This is a genomic window from Limisphaera ngatamarikiensis, assembly GCF_011044775.1.
GTDB classification, from domain to species: Bacteria; Verrucomicrobiota; Verrucomicrobiia; order Limisphaerales; family Limisphaeraceae; genus Limisphaera; species Limisphaera ngatamarikiensis.
Genome location: NZ_JAAKYA010000024.1, coordinates 12,003 through 28,457, shown reverse-complemented (window position 1 = coordinate 28,457; position 16,455 = coordinate 12,003). Strand labels below are relative to the sequence as shown.

The 16,455-nt window shown below is 65.0% G+C and carries 12 protein-coding genes; 8 read left to right on the top strand and 4 right to left on the bottom strand.

The features are described 5' to 3' along the window. Positions 1–617: 617 nt before the first annotated feature. The 4 genes from G4L39_RS15350 to G4L39_RS04300 all read right to left on the bottom strand — a co-directional run bounded on the left by G4L39_RS15350 (position 618) and on the right by G4L39_RS04300 (position 2,119). Positions 618–743 carry a hypothetical protein gene (locus tag G4L39_RS15350; RefSeq protein ID WP_276607528.1) on the bottom strand — a complete coding sequence of 42 codons (126 nt, stop codon included), beginning with the start codon at positions 741–743 and terminating at the stop codon, positions 618–620. A gap of 7 nt (positions 744–750) precedes the next feature. Continuing rightward, entirely contained in the window at positions 751–1,560 is an 810-nt protein-coding gene (locus G4L39_RS04310) for a DUF1559 family PulG-like putative transporter (RefSeq protein ID WP_165106196.1), read from the bottom strand. After that, on the bottom strand, positions 1,557–1,874 hold the full coding sequence (locus G4L39_RS04305; RefSeq protein WP_165106194.1) for a hypothetical protein: 318 nt from the start codon (positions 1,872–1,874) through the stop codon (positions 1,557–1,559). Before G4L39_RS04305 ends, G4L39_RS04310 begins: the two co-directional genes overlap by 4 nt. A gap of 62 nt (positions 1,875–1,936) precedes the next feature. Continuing rightward, complete coding sequence (locus G4L39_RS04300) at positions 1,937–2,119, bottom strand: hypothetical protein (RefSeq protein WP_165106193.1); 183 nt, start codon at positions 2,117–2,119, stop codon at positions 1,937–1,939. A gap of 534 nt (positions 2,120–2,653) precedes the next feature. Between G4L39_RS04300 and G4L39_RS04295 the strand changes: the two genes are divergently transcribed. From G4L39_RS04295 to G4L39_RS04260, 8 genes are all read left to right on the top strand, one after another. Continuing rightward, positions 2,654–3,415 carry a transposase gene (locus G4L39_RS04295; RefSeq protein WP_165106192.1) on the top strand — a complete coding sequence of 254 codons (762 nt, stop codon included), beginning with the start codon at positions 2,654–2,656 and terminating at the stop codon, positions 3,413–3,415. Positions 3,416–3,761: 346 nt separating this feature from the next. Next, complete coding sequence (dnaB, locus tag G4L39_RS04290) at positions 3,762–5,258, top strand: replicative DNA helicase (protein WP_165106190.1); 1,497 nt, start codon at positions 3,762–3,764, stop codon at positions 5,256–5,258. A 2-nt stretch (positions 5,259–5,260) separates the two neighbouring features. After that, positions 5,261–7,795, top strand: a complete 2,535-nt coding sequence (bamA, locus tag G4L39_RS04285) for an outer membrane protein assembly factor BamA (protein ID WP_165106189.1) — start codon at positions 5,261–5,263, stop codon at positions 7,793–7,795. An 18-nt stretch (positions 7,796–7,813) separates the two neighbouring features. Next, positions 7,814–10,291 (top strand): DUF7948 domain-containing protein, encoded by a 2,478-nt coding sequence (locus tag G4L39_RS04280; RefSeq protein ID WP_165106188.1) that lies wholly within the window; start codon positions 7,814–7,816, stop codon positions 10,289–10,291. Positions 10,292–10,516: 225 nt separating this feature from the next. Then, entirely contained in the window at positions 10,517–12,037 is a 1,521-nt protein-coding gene (locus G4L39_RS04275; RefSeq protein ID WP_165106186.1) for a Do family serine endopeptidase, read from the top strand. A gap of 45 nt (positions 12,038–12,082) precedes the next feature. Beyond that, the gene (locus G4L39_RS04270) at positions 12,083–12,775 is read left to right on the top strand and encodes an SDR family oxidoreductase (RefSeq protein ID WP_165106185.1); all 693 of its coding nucleotides are present in this window, start codon (positions 12,083–12,085) and stop codon (positions 12,773–12,775) included. A gap of 106 nt (positions 12,776–12,881) precedes the next feature. Continuing rightward, positions 12,882–13,931 carry an Mrp/NBP35 family ATP-binding protein gene (locus G4L39_RS04265; protein ID WP_165106183.1) on the top strand — a complete coding sequence of 350 codons (1,050 nt, stop codon included), beginning with the start codon at positions 12,882–12,884 and terminating at the stop codon, positions 13,929–13,931. Between the two features lie 729 nt (positions 13,932–14,660). After that, positions 14,661–16,289: an exo-alpha-sialidase gene (locus G4L39_RS04260; RefSeq protein WP_165106181.1), complete on the top strand. Its 1,629-nt coding sequence runs from the start codon at positions 14,661–14,663 to the stop codon at positions 16,287–16,289. Positions 16,290–16,455: the final 166 nt, after the last annotated feature.

Below are 16,455 nucleotides of genomic sequence, written 5' to 3'. Positions count from 1 at the left end.
GGTCAGCTGGCTGGACTGGTGGCACCAGTGGCAAGCGCGCTGGTGGCGGGCCGGGGCGGCGGAAGCGGCGGTACCCTCCGGCTAAACTGGAGCCAACGGCCCGAACCCCGCACGCGCCGACCGCCCCTGGCGGCCAGGGCGGAGCATGCCCGCATCTGGGAAAAAACCACCTTGGCACGGCCCTGCGGCCCTTCCGGCGCCCGGACGACCCCTCCCCGATGGGCCCCAGAGCCCTCCCAGATCTCGTTAAGAGACTCCTCCGATTCGAAAACATCGTTTTGCACCCCGCCCCAACGGCTGGCTAAGGATTCAAGTGTTCGTTGAGGCTGTGGTGGGCGGCGTATTGGCCGACGTCCTCGGTCATTTTCAAGCTGCAGAGATGGGGGCGCAAATGCTGCAGAAATGTGCCGACCTGGCGCCTTCCCGGGGAAGGGCGGCGTCGTCTAGCGACGGGCAGTCAGCAGGATGAAGCACGGGCGGACACCGGCGTGGACGGAGATCCAGCCCACGCCCTGTGCGGCCTGCTCGATAAGGCCGTCGAAATCGTGGTTTCACTGGCGTTCAAGTTCTCCAAGCAATTCGCGAAAACGTTTCGGGCTTCCCCGGGCTCTTATCGTTCACTCCTGATCATTTCCCGGATAAGCAACCGAGCCTGGCAGCACAGGCAGCATGGCGCCAATACCCAAACACGGCACAAGAAGGAGAACGAACAGCACAAGCCCGCCGAAGAAGCGCGGGTCCATGGGTTTGTCACTGCCAGCTGCGATACCACCATTCGGGGTGTGGTTGGTTATCATAGTGCCAGCGGCGGGCTGCTTCTGGTGTCAGCTCAATCCACCGGGATTGTTTCTGCCATTCAACGTGACCGTCGCAAAAAACAATGTTCGCGCCTCCCTTGTGAATGTCACCCGGCGGAAAATCTGGATCCGCGTTCAGACGGGGGCGCATAAAGCTAATGTTGGGGTCGCCAAACCCGTTACCGTCGCTATCCCCGATAGCGATCATGTCAGCAGGTTTCAAAACGAGATTCGCAGAAAGAGGAAGCACGGTAGAAGGGCTCAGTCCATACCCGCCGACAATGTTGCCGTTCCGCGCTTGCTTGAAGTTAAGGCCGTTGTAGCCATAGCTCCACCGTAAAAACATCGAGTCAACGTTGAATGGAAATTCATATCCCCGCGGTGTGGGGTTGGCGGGCCATTGAAACTCACTCCCACGTGCTGGACAGCGAAATGTCTCCCGCTTGCCCAACACATATGGCAGCAGATAGCCCGGCCATCCGATCGTGTCGACGAACACAACGTTGGTTCGCAATGCAAGCGTTTCGTTGGATGGCCGGTAAGCATGTGGCGGATAGCATCCATGGTCCTGCGTGTAAATCTGCAGGGCGATGCCCAGTTGCCGCAAGTTGTTCTTGCAGGCTGTGGCCGCTGCTGAAGCCTTGGCTCCTGCCAGAGCTGGCAGTAACAATGCGATGAGCACAGCAATGACAGCGATCACCACGAGCAGTTCCACCAGTGTGAACGCCTGTCCTGGCAGTCGCATCTGCTGTTTGTCGCTCACCCGGAACATAGCAACGTCCAGAGGTCCCACACAATCCCCAGCCCCAGGAAAGCGAGACCACCGAGGATGATGAGAAACCAGCGGAGAAGCGGCAACCGCCGATAGGCCGGCATATACCAGGCATGAAAAAGAACTGCCAACCCGATGAGCGACAATCCGGACCTCACGGCCGCATCGCCTGTGCGCGGAGTTGCGCCATACATCCCGAAGGTGCGCTTGTGGATGATTTCCGGCAGGGCACAAACAAGTATCACGACCAACGGAAGGAGAATGGCAGCGAGCGTATCCACCCAGGAGCTGTTGTCATCTTTCATAGTCGGGGTATTGGGCCCGCCCCGATCGCGAACGATCGGGGCGGGTCATCGATAATTTTCTATTACCAACAGCTTGATTCGTAACCGTCAAAGTTGCTCAGCAGCAGCCAGTAGGTTTGCCATGCGCCGATTACCTGGAAACCTCCGGCAAATGCATCGGTCAGATTGCCGAGCGCGTACGCAAGAAGGAGGGCCGTCGGCTCGTTGTTGTCACACCGCCGCCGCACATCCCGATGGTAATCCATCAGCTGAGGATACGCGTGATCGAGGAGGTATGGCCCGCTCTCACAACGGTCGCGATCCCATGGCGTTGCGTGGTCATCCTCGTCTTTTTTGGTTGCTTTGGTGCTCCTCCGGAAGGGAAATGGCACCGATCTGCACACGTTTGCCTGAGGGCACAGCCAACCGCCTGTGAGATATGCAGAGAGGCCGCGCCGATATGGCGGGGCCTGGCGGTTGTCCCACGAAGCAATGGCTGTTTCCGAAGGAAGCTTGGTAGCCAGAGCTACCGCAAAGTTGTCGGCGCCTTTGTGCATAAGCACTGGCTCTATGGCACCAGACCTTACCACCTGCCTGGTGACCGAGGCAAGTTTTTTGTGCGTCACCCAAGCCTTGGCGTTGAGCTTAAAAAGAGGAGAACGTGGAAAAATGCCGGAAGGAACATCACCTCCACGGTGATTCAGCCAGCGCTGATTCAAGAAGGCGGCTGGGGGACGAGGGGGCTTGAGGAGGGCACTAAGAAGACTGGACACTCCCCCTCCCCCAGCACTTTTCCTGGCATGCCGCCACCGCTGCCACTGCCCAAGGCCCCCGAACAACAGCCGCTCCAGCACCTGGTCGTGCGCCCCATCACCCGGGCCGAACGCCCCCGCTGGAACGCCGAGCTCGGCGCCCATCCCTGCCTCCAGAACGCCACCGTGGTCGGTGAGTACCTCTGCCACGGGGCCGAATCTCAGGGCCGTTGGTTGGCGTTGCCGGGCTGGGGTGCCCCGGCCCGGCACTTGCGCTGGCGCGACGGGGTGGAAGTGACCGAGCAGTACGCCGGCATCCGGCACACCGTGGCCGGCAGCGACTTCACTTTCCCGCTGGCGGTGGCGCGGTGGAAGAAGGACGACGAGATGTTCTGGTGTTACGCCTTTGTGGCGCACGACCCGCGCCGGACCGACGCGGGGGCGGTGATGGCGCGGCATCGGTTGAAAGGCGTCAAGGAACAACTCTTCAAGGAAGTGCTGCGGGGGCTGGACCTGCACCCTCCGCCCTGCGCCAGCCTGGTGGCCAACCGGATGTTCTACGCGATTGCGGCGCTGGCCTACAACCTGATGAAAGCCGTGCAGCTGCTTTGCCTGCCCGACGAGTGCCAGGGCTGGACCGTGCCCACGCTGCTCAAACAGATGGTACGACTGCCGGCCACAGTGGTGCGGCACGCGCGGCGGCTGGTGGCGCGGGTGGAAGTGGCGGTCAGCTGGCTGGACTGGTGGCACCAGTGGCAAGCGCGCTGGTGGCGGGCCGTGGCGGTGGAAGCGGCGGTGCCCTCCGGCTAAACTGGAGCCAACGGCCCGAACCCCGCGCGTGCCGACCGCCCCTGGCGGCCAGGGCGGAGCATGCCCGCATCTGGGAAAAAACCACCCTGGCACGGCCCTCTGGCCCTTCCGGCGCCCGGACGACCCCTCCCCGATGGGCCCCAGAGCCCCCCAGGTCTCGTTTAGAGACTCCTCCGATTCGAAAACACCCTTTGGCACGCCGCCCCAATTGCTGGCTATGGATTCAGGAGCGGCCGGGGTTTGCAATCTCTCCTTGTCCGGGTTGAGAGGGTACGGTTGAATACCCGGCCGGCGGTGCGTTCCCGGCTGAAGGCACGGAACGGCCGCAGCGGTGTCGGGCCGAGGCATGAGTGAACCGGGCACAGTGGGAGCGGATTTGAAGAAGCCGCGGGCGGGTCGGCGCGGGTCTGCGCCGGCGTTGCCATCTGCGGACCGGCTTCCGCCGCATTCTCTGGAGGCGGAGCGCGGGGTGTTGGGTTGCATCTTGTTGTCGCCCAATCCCTGCATGGGCGAGAGCCTGGAGTTGCTGAAGGGGCAGCCGGAGGTCTTTTACGATCCGCGCCACCAGATCATCTACCGTACGTTGATCGAGATGTTCGAGCAGCGTGAGCCGATTGACCTGATCACGCTGCAGCAACGGTTGAAGGATGCGCCTCCGTGGGATGACGGTCGGCACGGCACGCCGGTCAACCGGCTGGAAATGGCCGGCGGGCTGGCCTACCTGGCGTCCCTGCCCGACGCGGTGCCCTCGGCGGCCAACCTCGCCTACTACGCCAACATTGTTTACGAGAAGTACCTGTTGCGCCGGCTCATCCAGACGTGCACGGGGGTGATCGGCCGCGTGTTCGAGTACGAGGGCAACGTGGAGGAGCTGCTCGACGAGGTGGAGCGCGACATCCTGCGCATCAGCGAGGAGCGGGTGGAGGGTGGAACGATCCCGATCCGCGATCTGGTGCGGGAGGCCATCAGCACCATCGAGAAGCTGTACACGCAGAAGGGGATGTTGAGCGGGCTGCCGACCGGGTTTCCGGACCTGGACCGGCTGACGACAGGGTTGCACGGCGGGGAAATGATCGTGATTGCGGCGCGGCCCAGCGTGGGCAAGACCTCGCTGGCGATGAACATTGCCGAGCATGTGGCCGTGGACCTGCGCCTGCCGGTGGCGGTGTTCAGCCTGGAAATGACCGCCGCATCGCTTGCGATGCGGTTGTTGTGTTCGCGGGCGCGGGTGAACCTGCGGAATTTGCGGGAGGGTTTTCTGGCGGAGCGGGATTTTCCGAAGCTGACGACGGCGGCGGGGAAACTGGCGGGGGCACCACTGTACATTGACGACACCTCGGGCCTTTCGATCCTGCAGTTGCGTGCCCGGGCGCGCCGGATGGCGCAGCAACACGGCATCCGGCTGTTCGTGATCGACTACCTGCAACTGCTGCATTCGACGTCGCGCCGGGCGGAGAACCGCCAGCAGGAGATTGCCGACATTTCCAACGGCGTCAAAGCGCTGGCCAAGGAACTCAACGTGCCGGTCATCGTGCTGAGCCAGTTGAACCGGGACGTGGAAAAGCGCGGGGCCGGCGAGGCGCCGCGTTTGTCGGATTTGCGTGAATCGGGGGCGATTGAACAGGATGCCGACGTGGTGGCCCTGCTGTACCGCGACACGAAGGGTCGTGAGGAGGACGATCCGGCCCGCGATTTCGACCAGGAGGCCATCCCGGTGAAGCTTTACATCGCCAAACAACGAAACGGTCCCACCGGAGAAATCGATCTCGTGTTCCTGCGTCCGTACACACGGTTCGAGAGCGTGGCCAAGGTGGAGGCCGAGGATCTGCCCCCTGCACCCTGACCATGCATCATCGTTTTCTGGGAATTCTGGTGTTGTTGTGCTGGTTCGGCCTGACCGGTCCGGTGGGGGCGCAGCTGGCGCCGTTCGGGCAGCAGGAACTCAAGGTGGTGCGGGTGGACGTGCGTCATGTGGGGCCGCCGGCCGTGAGCGACGCGCTGCTGCGGGCCCACATCCGGGTCAAACCGGGGGACGTGTACCGGCCGGCCGCCGTGGACGAGGATATCCGCAGCCTCTACGGCACGGGCCAGTTCTACAACATCCGCGTCACCGCCGATCGCACGGACGAGGGGATCGTGCTCACGTACATCGTCCAGGGCAACCCGCGCCTGACCGAGATCCGCTTCCGGGGCAACACCAAATTCAGCGACGCGCGCCTGCGCAAGCGCATCAGTTCGCAGGTCGGCCAGCCGTTGATCGAGCGGAAGCTCTTCACCGACAGCCAGGAGATCCAAAAACTCTACCAGAGCAAGGGCTACCCCAACACCCGGGTGCAGTACGTGGTGAGCATGGACGAGGCGGCGGGCCGTGCCTCGGTCACATTCGAAATCCAGGAAAGCCCCAAGATCAAGATCGAGCGGGTCGAATTCGTGGGCGCCCGGGCGTTTCCGGAGCGGGTCAGTTTCTGGGGGCGGCTGTTCCGGCCCACGCGCAAGGGACTGGCCCAGGTGATCAAAACGCGGCGGCACTGGATGTTCTCCTGGCTGACGGGCAGTGGATATTTCAAGGACGAGGAACTGGATGAGGACCGCGAACGACTGGCGGAATACTACCGGCAACACGGCTACATCGATTTCGAGATCAAGGACGTCAAGCTCGAGTACCCGAGACCGGACCGCATGATCGTCCGGTTCGAGCTCTTTGAAGGCGAACCCTACAAGGTGGGCAGCGTGCGGTTCCAGGGTGCGACCCTGCTACCGACCAACGCGGTCGCCCCCGACTACAAACCGGAATCCAAACCGCCCCCGGACCCGGAAGCCCGACGCCTGTGGTACGACACGCGCGCCTTCCACCGGGCCTTCACCATGAAGCCCGGCGAGATCTTCACCCCGGCCGGCATGTCCAACAACCTGGTGGCCATCGAGAATTTCTACGGCGCCCAGGGGTACATTGACGTCAACAGCAGTTCGCCCAACCTGCGCGTCCGGCGCATCCCCAACACCGAGAGCAACACCATGGACCTCGAGTACATCATCAACGAGGGCCAGAAGGTGTTCATCGAAAAAATCGACATCCGCGGCAACACCAAGACCAAGGACCGCGTGATCCGGCGCGAACTGGCGGTGGCCCCGGGGGAACCGTTCGACATGGTGGCCGTCAAGCTGAGCGAGTCGCGCCTCAAAGGCCTGCAGTATTTCGAGAAGGTGGAACTGAAGCCGGAACCCACGGACATCCCCACACGACGCAACCTGCTGGTGGCGGTGGAGGAAAAGAGCACCGGCAACATCACCCTGGGCGCCGGATTCAGCTCCGTGGACGCGCTGGTCGGCTTCGTCGAGTTCAGCCAGGGCAACTTCGATCTGTTCCATCCGCCGACCTTCTCCGGTGGCGGCCAGAAATTCCGGTTGCGCCTTCAGGTCGGAACCAAGCGACAGGACTACGTGCTGAGCTTCGTGGAACCGTGGTTGTTTGGCCGCAAGCTCAGTTTCAGTGTGGACCTGTACCATCGCGACCTGACCTACCAAAGCCTGGGCGGCCTGTACGATGAACGTCGCACGGGCATCAGCCTGGGACTGCGCCGCACGCTCTGGAGCGATTTCTTCATCGGCGGCATCAATTACACGCTGGAAAACGTGGGCATTGATCTGGACCCCGGGTTGCATCCGACCCGCTGGGTGCGCGAACCCCTGCCGGGACGCGGGGATCTGATCCGGCTGGACCCGGCCAATGCGCCCTCGGCGTTGTTTGCCGAGGAGGGCGACACGTTGGTCTCGCGCATCGGGCTTTCGCTGGCGTATGACTCGCGCAACAGCACCCTGCTCCCCAGCCGTGGCCAGCGCATCGAATTATACGGCGACGTGGCAGGGCCATGGCCGGGGGAAAAGAACTACTGGCGCACCGAATTGCGCACCGCCTGGTACTATCCGGGCCTGTTCGAGGGCCACATCATCGAAATCCTGGGCCGGCTGGGTGTGGCGGATACCTGGGGCGACACCCGGGTGGTGCCCTTCTACGACCGGTTTTACCTGGGTGGCCTGTACTCGCTGCGCGGGTTCCGGTACCGCGAGGTATCGCCGCGCGAGCCCGGGTTCAGCGAGCCGGTGGGCGGTTACAGTTACTGGCTCGGCTCGATCGAATACAGCATCCCGGTCATTCAGCGGCTGCGCTTTGCGTTCTTCTACGACGTGGGCAATGTGATGGCCGACACGTTCAACTTCGACTTCGCCAATCGGAGCGACAACTGGGGCGTCGGCATTCGACTGGACCTGCCGATCGGCCCGCTGCGACTCGATTACGGCATCCCCATCAACTATGACAAACGCTACAGCAGCGGCCGACCCCGGTTCCAGTTCGGCGTCGGTTACACACGCGAGTTTTAATCCGGGAACGCTCGTCTGATGAAAGGTTTTGCGCCACCAACGGTTTGCGGTCACCCGGCCCGGCGGGGCCCGGGACGCCTGATCGCCGCGGGGGGACTGGTCTGGCTGGCTCTGGGTCTGTGCACGGCGACCGCCCCGGCCGCCGTCAGCGACCCGGCCCGGTCCCCCGCAAACTTTGCCCTGCCCTTGTGGTTTGAGCCCAATGTGGGCCAGGCCGACCCGGCATACCGGTTCGTAACCCAAACCCGCGGCACCGTGCACTGGCTGGACGCGGACCGCGTGGTGGTGTGGCTGGCCCCATCCCGGCCCGCCCGGTCCGAGCGACTCTCCCGGACCGAGCCCCCATCGCTGCAGCCCATGGCCGACCCGGTCAGGGGACAGAGTCTCCGGTTCCGGTGGTTGGACGCGGACCCTCGCGCCCGGGCCGTACCGTTGCAGCCGCTCCCGGCCCGGGTGAATTACCTGGTGGGCTCCGAGCCCGGCCAATGGCGGCGCAACGTGCCGCTGTATCGCGCGGTTCGTTTCGAGGGCGTCTGGCCCGGCGTGGACGTGGTCCATTGGGCTTCGGACCGGCTGTTGGAGGTGAACTACCTTCTGGCACCCGGGGCGCGCGTCGACCCGATCGCCTTCGTCATCGAGGGAGCCGAGGGTGTGCAACTGGACGGCAGCGGGGACCTGGTCATCACAATGAATGGCACCGAGTTTCGGCTGGCCCGACCACGAGCGTTTCAGGAAACCGGGGCCGGAAGGGTGGAGATCCCGTGCGCGTTCATATTGGAATCGGGCGCGACACCCCGTGTGCGGTTTCGCGTAGGCCCGTACGACCATAACCGGCCGTTGTTGATTGACCCGGTGTTCCGGCATTCGGGTTATTTGGGCGGGACCGGCAACGAGATCGTTTGGGCGGTGGCCACGGACGCCGAAGGCAACGGTTACCTGGCCGGCGAAACCACATCGGCCACCTGGTGGACGGCTGCGGGCGGATTCCAAACCAACTACGCCGGAGGTACCGCCGTGGGTGGCGACGCCTTCGTGGCCAAGATCAGCGCCGATGGCACCCGGCTGATCTACCTGACGTATCTCGGCGGAGTGTCCCACGACGCAGCCATGGCGGTGCAGGTGGATGCCTCGGGGGCGGTGTATCTGACCGGCTTCACGGCCTCGACCAATTTCCCCACCCGCAACGCGTTCCGGTCGGTCATGGCAGGACCTGTGGACCCTGCGTTGGGGGCACCACCGTTGGATGCCTTTGTGGCCAAACTCTCGCCCGCCGGGGACGACCTCGAGTACAGCACGTACTTCGGCGGCGACGGTATTGACGAAGGGATCGCCCTGGCGGTGGATGGCTCCGGCCGGGCCGTTATCACCGGGTTCACGGATTCCACCAACCTGCCCCTGGCGCGGCCGGTCCAGGGTGAACCGGCCGGGGGCCGCGACGCCTTTGTGGCCCGGTTTTCGGCGGACGGAAGCCAGCTGCTGTTCAGCACGTACCTCGGCGGCACAAACGCCGATCATGGCACCGGCGTGGCGGTGGATCCTCTCGGCCGGGTGTGGATCGCGGGCGTGACGCAGTCCACCAATTTCCCCACCGTCCAACCCATCCAGCCGCGCATCAACGATCCGACCGGCGGGGCCACCAACGTGAACACCCTGCCGGACGCATTCGTCGTCCGTTTTTCCGCCCTGGACGAGCTTGAATTCGCCACCTTCCTGGGCGGCAGGTTCACCGATGCCGCCGCCCGCATCGTGACCGACGCCAACGGCAACGCCTACGTGGCAGGCACGACGGAGTCCTCCGATTTCCCCGTCACAACGACCAATCTCGCGGGCGCGGTGTGGACCAATCGCGGGTTGGGCGACTGGTTCGTAACCAAGATTCCCGCGCAGGGCTCGACCGGGTGGGTTTACTCGGTGGTCTTCGGCGGCACGGCGCGCGACGAGGCCTGGGATCTGGCCGTGGACGGAGAAGGTCGCGTTCATGCAATCGGTGTGGTGGCTTCCACGAATGCGCCCGTCATCAACGTGCCCGAAGGGGGCCGGACAACGAGTGGAGGCGGTTGGGACGCGTTTCTGGCGGGGCTCGATCCGGCGGGACAACGACTCGAGTACGCTTTTTACTACGGCGGCACGGGCCACGATTACGGGTACGCGATCGCCGTGGATCCGGCGGGACACCTGTGGATCGGAGGCCGAACCTCCTCCACCAACCTGTGGACCCGTGGCAGCTTGCAACCGGCCTTTGCCGGTGGCCCCGGCGACGGGTTCTACGCGCGGCTGTTGCAGCCGCCCCGGTTGCAGATCCATCTGATCTCGGCCGGGAGGATCGAGCTGGCCTGGCCCGCGCCCTCCCCGGAATGGGAACTGCTGCGCCTCCCCGGTTTAGACTCGGGCGCCCCCGAAAGCCTGGGCCCGGCACCGTTGGCAACCGGCGGCTGGCATCGCGTCCAACTCCCGATCACCTCCGCGCCGGCCTGGTACCGGCTCCGGTTGCCCTGACCCGGAAAGCCAGAGTAGCTGCGCCCGGCAGGTCCGGCCGGCAGGTTCCGCATCCCCGGGTCGGCCCCGAGCCACGCCGCTGGCGTTCCTGGCCAAGCCGGGCTACGTTCGGGTCGGAATCCGCAGAGGTGCGGCCCGCCCGGTTTTTGCCTCAGGAGCGCCGGCGGGCAAAGCACCGGAAGCGAATCGGGGTAGAATTCCCGGGACCGCGCAATGAATCCAAACGTGGCAGGGCGATCAAACGGGCACACGAACCTGCGGCGCCGCGGGATCAGCTCATGGCTGATCCCAGCCATGGTTCTGGGGCTGGGGCTTTGGGCGCCGATCACGGTGACCTGGGCCCAACGGCCCCTGCCCAGGCTGACCCTCGACACGGAGCCGTTACCGCCGGAACTGAAGGAACGGACCAGCCTGGCGCCGGTGGTCAAGAAGGCGGCGCCCAGCGTGGTCACCATCTACACGACCCGGACCGTGCGCGGAACCGACTGGGCCCATCCGTTCCTGGACGACCCCTGGTTTCGGCGGTTTTTCGGTGACCGTTTTCGGCGGGAACGGTTGCCGCGCGAGTTTCAAGCGCGCGGGTTGGGTTCGGGCGTGATCGTTTCCGAAGACGGATACATCCTCACCAACTTTCACGTGGTGGAACAGGCCGACGAGATCCGGGTCCGCCTGGCGGATGGCAAGACCGAGTACCAGGCCGAGGTGATCGGGGCGGATCCGCACACGGACGTGGCGGTGCTGAAGATCCCGGGGCGGGGCCTCCCTGCCATGGTGATCGCCGACAGCGATCAACTGGAGGTGGGCGACCTGGTCCTGGCGTTGGGCAATCCCTTTGGCGTGGGGCAGACGGTGACGATGGGCATCGTGAGCGCCGTGGGAAGGGGTGAACTGGGCCTGACCGACTACGAGGACTTCATCCAGACCGATGCACCCATCAACGTCGGCAATTCCGGAGGCGCCCTGGTGGACGTGCGGGGCCGGTTGGTGGGGATCAACACCGCGATCGTGTCGGGCGGCGGCGGCAGCGTAGGCGTCGGTTTTGCCGTGCCGATCAACATGGCGCGGCTGGTGATGGAACGGCTGCTAACCGAGGGACGCATCCGACGCGGGTACCTCGGCATTTACCTGCGCCGACTCACGCCCGAGCTGAGCCGCGAGCTGGATCTGCCGGATACCTCGGGCGCCCTGGTGGGGGGCGTGGCCCCGGGAACGCCGGCCGAAGCGGCCGGTCTGCGCGAGGGCGATCTGGTGCTGGAATTCAACGGCCGCACCGTCCGGGATGCCCGTCATCTCAGGTTGATGGCCTCGCAGTCACAGCCGGGAACCGAGGCCACCTTGAAGGTCTGGCGCAACGGTCAGGTCCGTACCGTCCGACTCACGCTGGGCGAACTGCCCGATTCAGAAGCCGTCGCCGAATCCGTGCCCCCGCCCGAGACCGGTCCGTGGGAGGACCTGGAATGGGCACCGCTGGATCCTCAGACGCGGCGCGAGCGCGAGATCCCGGATTACATCCAGGGCGTGCTGGTCCTCCGCGTGCCGGCCCGGTCGCCGGCCGCACAAGCCGGATTGCGACCCGGCGACGTCCTGCTTCAGGTCAACGGCCGGCGGGTACGGACGCCGGAGGAGGCACAGCGCGCGTTGGAAGAGGCAGCCGGGCCGGAGGTGCGGTTGCGGGTATGGCGCAGGGAGGGGAACCGTTCCGGCACACAGGTGCTCGTGGTGCCCACCCAACCACGCACACGCTGAGTTTTCCCTTGCCACGGTCGGAGCCGGCTTCGAACGTTTTCACCCATGAATGCCGCTGGTTTGGTGGTGATCACGGGGGCCACGCGCGGCCTGGGACGGGCCATGGTGGCCGAATTTTCCCGGCGCGGTTGGACCGTGGCCGGGTGCGGTCGAAATCCGGTCGCGGTCACCGAGCTGGCGCGCCAGTTTCCGGAACCGCACCGGTTCGATCCGGTGGACGTGCGGGACGACGCGGCGGTGCGACAGTGGGCGGAGACCGTGATGGGTCGGTTGGGGGCACCCGATCTGTTGCTCAACAACGCGGCGGTCATCAACCGGCTTGCGCCCTTGTGGGAGTTGTCGGCCCAGGAATTTGATCTGGTCATCGACGTGAACATCAAGGGCGTGACCAACGTGATCCGGCATTTCGTGCCGGCCATGATCCGGCGCGGTCGGGGTGTGATTGTGAACTTCAGCTCGGGCTGGGGCCGCAGCGTGGACGCACAGGTGGCACCCTATTGTGCCACCAAGTGGGCCATCGAGGGACTCACCAGGGCGCTGGCCGAGGAACTGCCGCGCGGATTGGCGGCCGTGGCGCTGAACCCGGGCATCATCCACACCGACATGTTGGAATCCTGTTTCGGCTCCTCGGCAGCCGCCTATCCCCCGCCGGAGACCTGGGCCCGCAGTGCGGTGCCTTTTCTCCTGAAACTGGGGCCGTCGCACAACGGCCAGTCGTTGACCGCACCCGGCGCGTGAAGGCGCCACCGGTGACCGGCCGCGCGATCGGGATTGCCCGGTGAGCCGGGCATCAAAGCCCCCGTTCTTGCCATCGGCCCAAACCTTGGCAAGTTGAGCGGGCACGATGAATCCGCTTTCACCGGACGACATTCGAAACGCGCTGCGCAGCGTGAAATACCCCGGTTACAGCCGGGACATTGTCTCTTTTGGCCTGGTTCGTGAGATTCAGGTTGAAGGTGACCGCGTGCACGTGGTGTTGCACCTCAACTCACCAAACGTGGAAGCGGGCCGCAAGATCCGCGAAGACAGCCAGGCGTTGTTGGAATCCCTCCCCGGCGTGCGCGAGGTGGTGGTGGAATTGATCCAGCCGGCGGCCGGCACGGTGACGGCAGGACCGGACCCATGGGCCCATCAGAGTCGCGTGCCCGGCGTCCGGCGCGTGCTCGCGGTGGCCAGCGGCAAGGGCGGCGTGGGCAAATCCACCGTGGCCGCCAACCTGGCCTGCGCACTCCAAAGGCTCGGAGCGCGCGTGGGGTTGCTGGACTGCGATATTTACGGACCCACGATCCCCCTGATGATGGGGGTGCACGAACGCCCGGCCGTGACCGAACGCGAAACCCTGGTGCCGCCGGTCGGACACGGCGTCAAATTGATGAGCATCGGCTTCCTGCTGGACGATGATCAGCCGGTGATCTGGCGCGGACCCATGATCCAGAAAGCCATCCAGCAATTCCTGACGGTGGTGGAATGGGGTGAGCTGGACTACCTGTTGGTGGATCTGCCGCCCGGCACCGGTGACGCGCAACTGTCGCTTTGTCAGACGGTCCCGCTGGACGGCGGGGTTATCGTGACCACGCCGCAAGCGGCCTCCGTGGGCGTGGTGCGCAAGGGAATCGCGATGTTCCAAAAGGTCCACGTTCCCATCGTGGGGATCATCGAGAACATGAGCTGGTTCCAAACCTCGGACGGCCAGCGGATCGAGATCTTTGGCCACGGCGGCGGTCGGGCCGAAGCCGAACGCCAGCAGTTGCCGTTCCTGGGCGAAATCCCGATCTACCCGGAAATTCGCGAGGGCGGCGACCGCGGTGTCCCGGTGGTGGTGAGTCACCCCGAACACCCCGCGGCCCGCGCCTTTTTGCAAATTGCCGAAAGTGTCCGGGCGGCCGTCCCCTGACCTGCAACCGGCCATTCATCGGCCGCCGGCATCACCCGAGCCACGCAGCCGGCCACGGGCATCGTCCTCTCCACCTCTCTTGAGACACCGCCGGTTCTCCACGAAAACCGCGGTTGTAGGATCGGGCCGGGGCCGGCACTGTTCACTCGCGAATCGCCCCGTTCCAACGCCCCTCGAACCGGCACGCCTGGAAAGCCTGCGGCTTCGGACAGAATTCCAACTTGGGATGCCACCCCGGGCTCCACTTGCACTCCCCGCTTCCGAAGCAGGGACGCGGCCCACCGGCACAAAGCCCCAGCCCGAAACGCGACCGTGCAGCCCGGTCAGTCTCAACGACCTTCCCCACGGCCCGCCAGGGAAAGTCAACATCGGACCCGGATGCAGGAACCTGTCACGACAGCTCCGACCCCGGTTCGGCTCCGACCCCGATCCGGCGGCGGTGAGATGGCAAATCCGCGGTCGATTCCACCGCCAGGAAGTTCCGCGGGACTCCCGGTGGATCCGCGCTGACCTATGTCGCAGCTGCCGGCAGGCCTGTTGGCTTGCCCACGTGGGCACCGGGGTTCAACCTTGAGATCCGTGGAAGGAATAGCGCACTCGCGTCGGGTTCACAGACGCACGGTCTTCTGGGCACTGGGGGTGTGGATTGCTGCCGTATCGGTCCGGGCCGGTCCCGCCGGCCCGATCCTCTGGGGGCCGACGGTTTATGTGGGTGGCGGTTGGGGGCGCATGGTGCAGGATCACCAGGGACGTTGGATCGGTGTCACCACCCAGTACCCGCCCGGCACCAACAGTTACCTCCGCATTTCCGCAAGCACGGATCACGGACGATCCTGGACAACTCTGGCCGAGGTTCGCGAGCCGGGTCGGACCCTCGACAACGGAGAGCTGGTGGTGCTGCCCGGAGGGGATCTGCTTCTCACCATGCGTTCGCTTGTGCCCGGTCAATCGTATCGGTTGCCGGTCTACGTCAGCACCGACGGAGGACGGACCTGGACATGGCGCAGCATCATCGACACCAGCGAAGGCGAACCGGCGCAGCAGGGTCGCGGCCTGTGGGAGCCCGATTTCCAACTGCTCGACGACGGCCGCCTGGTGGTCACCTACTCCAACGAAAAGCATCCCGGCTACAGCCAGTTGATCTCGCTGCGGGTTTCCACCGACGAGGGCCGCAGCTGGGGACCCGAGCAATGGGTGGTCACCCCACCCCGGGACAGCAACCTGCGCCCCGGCATGTCCCAAATGACCCGCATGGGCAACGGCGAGTATCTGCTGGTCTACGAGATCGTGAACCTCGGCCGAGCGGACGTGTACTGCAAAACCTCACCGGATGGCACCACATGGTCGGACGGCCTCGGCACCCGTATCCCGGGACACCATTGCGGGCCGTTCGTAACCAGCCTCAACAACGGGCTGGTCCTGATCACATCCTGCGAAAACGAGGTGTCCTACAGTGAGGATTACGGTCGGACCTGGCAGCGGATCGAGCCACCGGCATGGGAACTCGGCTTTGCCCACACCTGGCCCGCGGTCTACCAAACCCGCAGCAACGAAGTGGCCGTGATGGTCGTCACCAACGGCGTGCGCATCCGGTTCGGCACCCTGCAGGCCCGACCGCAATGGCCGAACCCGTGGCAGGCCACGTTCGAGGACGGCACGGACATGGGCTGGACCCGTTACGGCGGCCGGGCCGTGGTTCGCGACGGACGCTACGTGCTCGAGAACGATGGCACCTCCGGCAAAGCACTCACCGGAGACGCCTTCTGGCGGGACGGCGTCCTCGAAGCCGACATCCTCCTCAACACGCCCGGCAACGCCGGCTTGATGTTCCGGGTCACCAACCCGGACTACGAAGGCCCGGACCATGCCTTCGGTTACTACGCGGGCCTCGATACTGCCGGTTTTGTCCTGCTGGGCCGGATGAGCAACCAATGGACCCTGCTCACCAACCGGCCCATGCCCGTGACCACCGGAACATGGTATCGGATGCGCATCACCATGGAAGGGCCCGAAATCCGCGTGTACGTAAACAACCTGTTGAGCCCGCGTCTCGTGGTTCGGGATGGAACCTTTCTCCGTGGGCAGATCGGCGTGCGGGCCCACTTCTGCAGTGCGGCCTTTGACAACGTGACCTTCTCCAACGCAATGCCCTTGCGACTTCACCTGAAACGGGACGCAACCGCATGGGAGGTGAGCTGGCCCGAAACGGCAACCAATGTCCGGTTGTACGGGGCAACCCGGCCGGCCGGACCCGGCCGACGAATCGACCTGCCCGTCCGACAAGATGGCGCCTTCCAGCGAATTCGACTACCCGTCGACACAGCTCCCGGCAGGTTCTTTTGGTTGCAGGTCGAGTGATCCCGCAGATGCGCCCGCCGCACGGCCCTGTCGGCGGTGGGCAGTGCGTCGCGGCTCGAAATCCGGCAGGCTGACCGACCCTCCCCAACGACCGCCGAGCCGGCCGCCACATGTCCGTACCGTCGGCCCGCCCCTTGCCCAACAACGCTGGCAGACGCCAGAACCG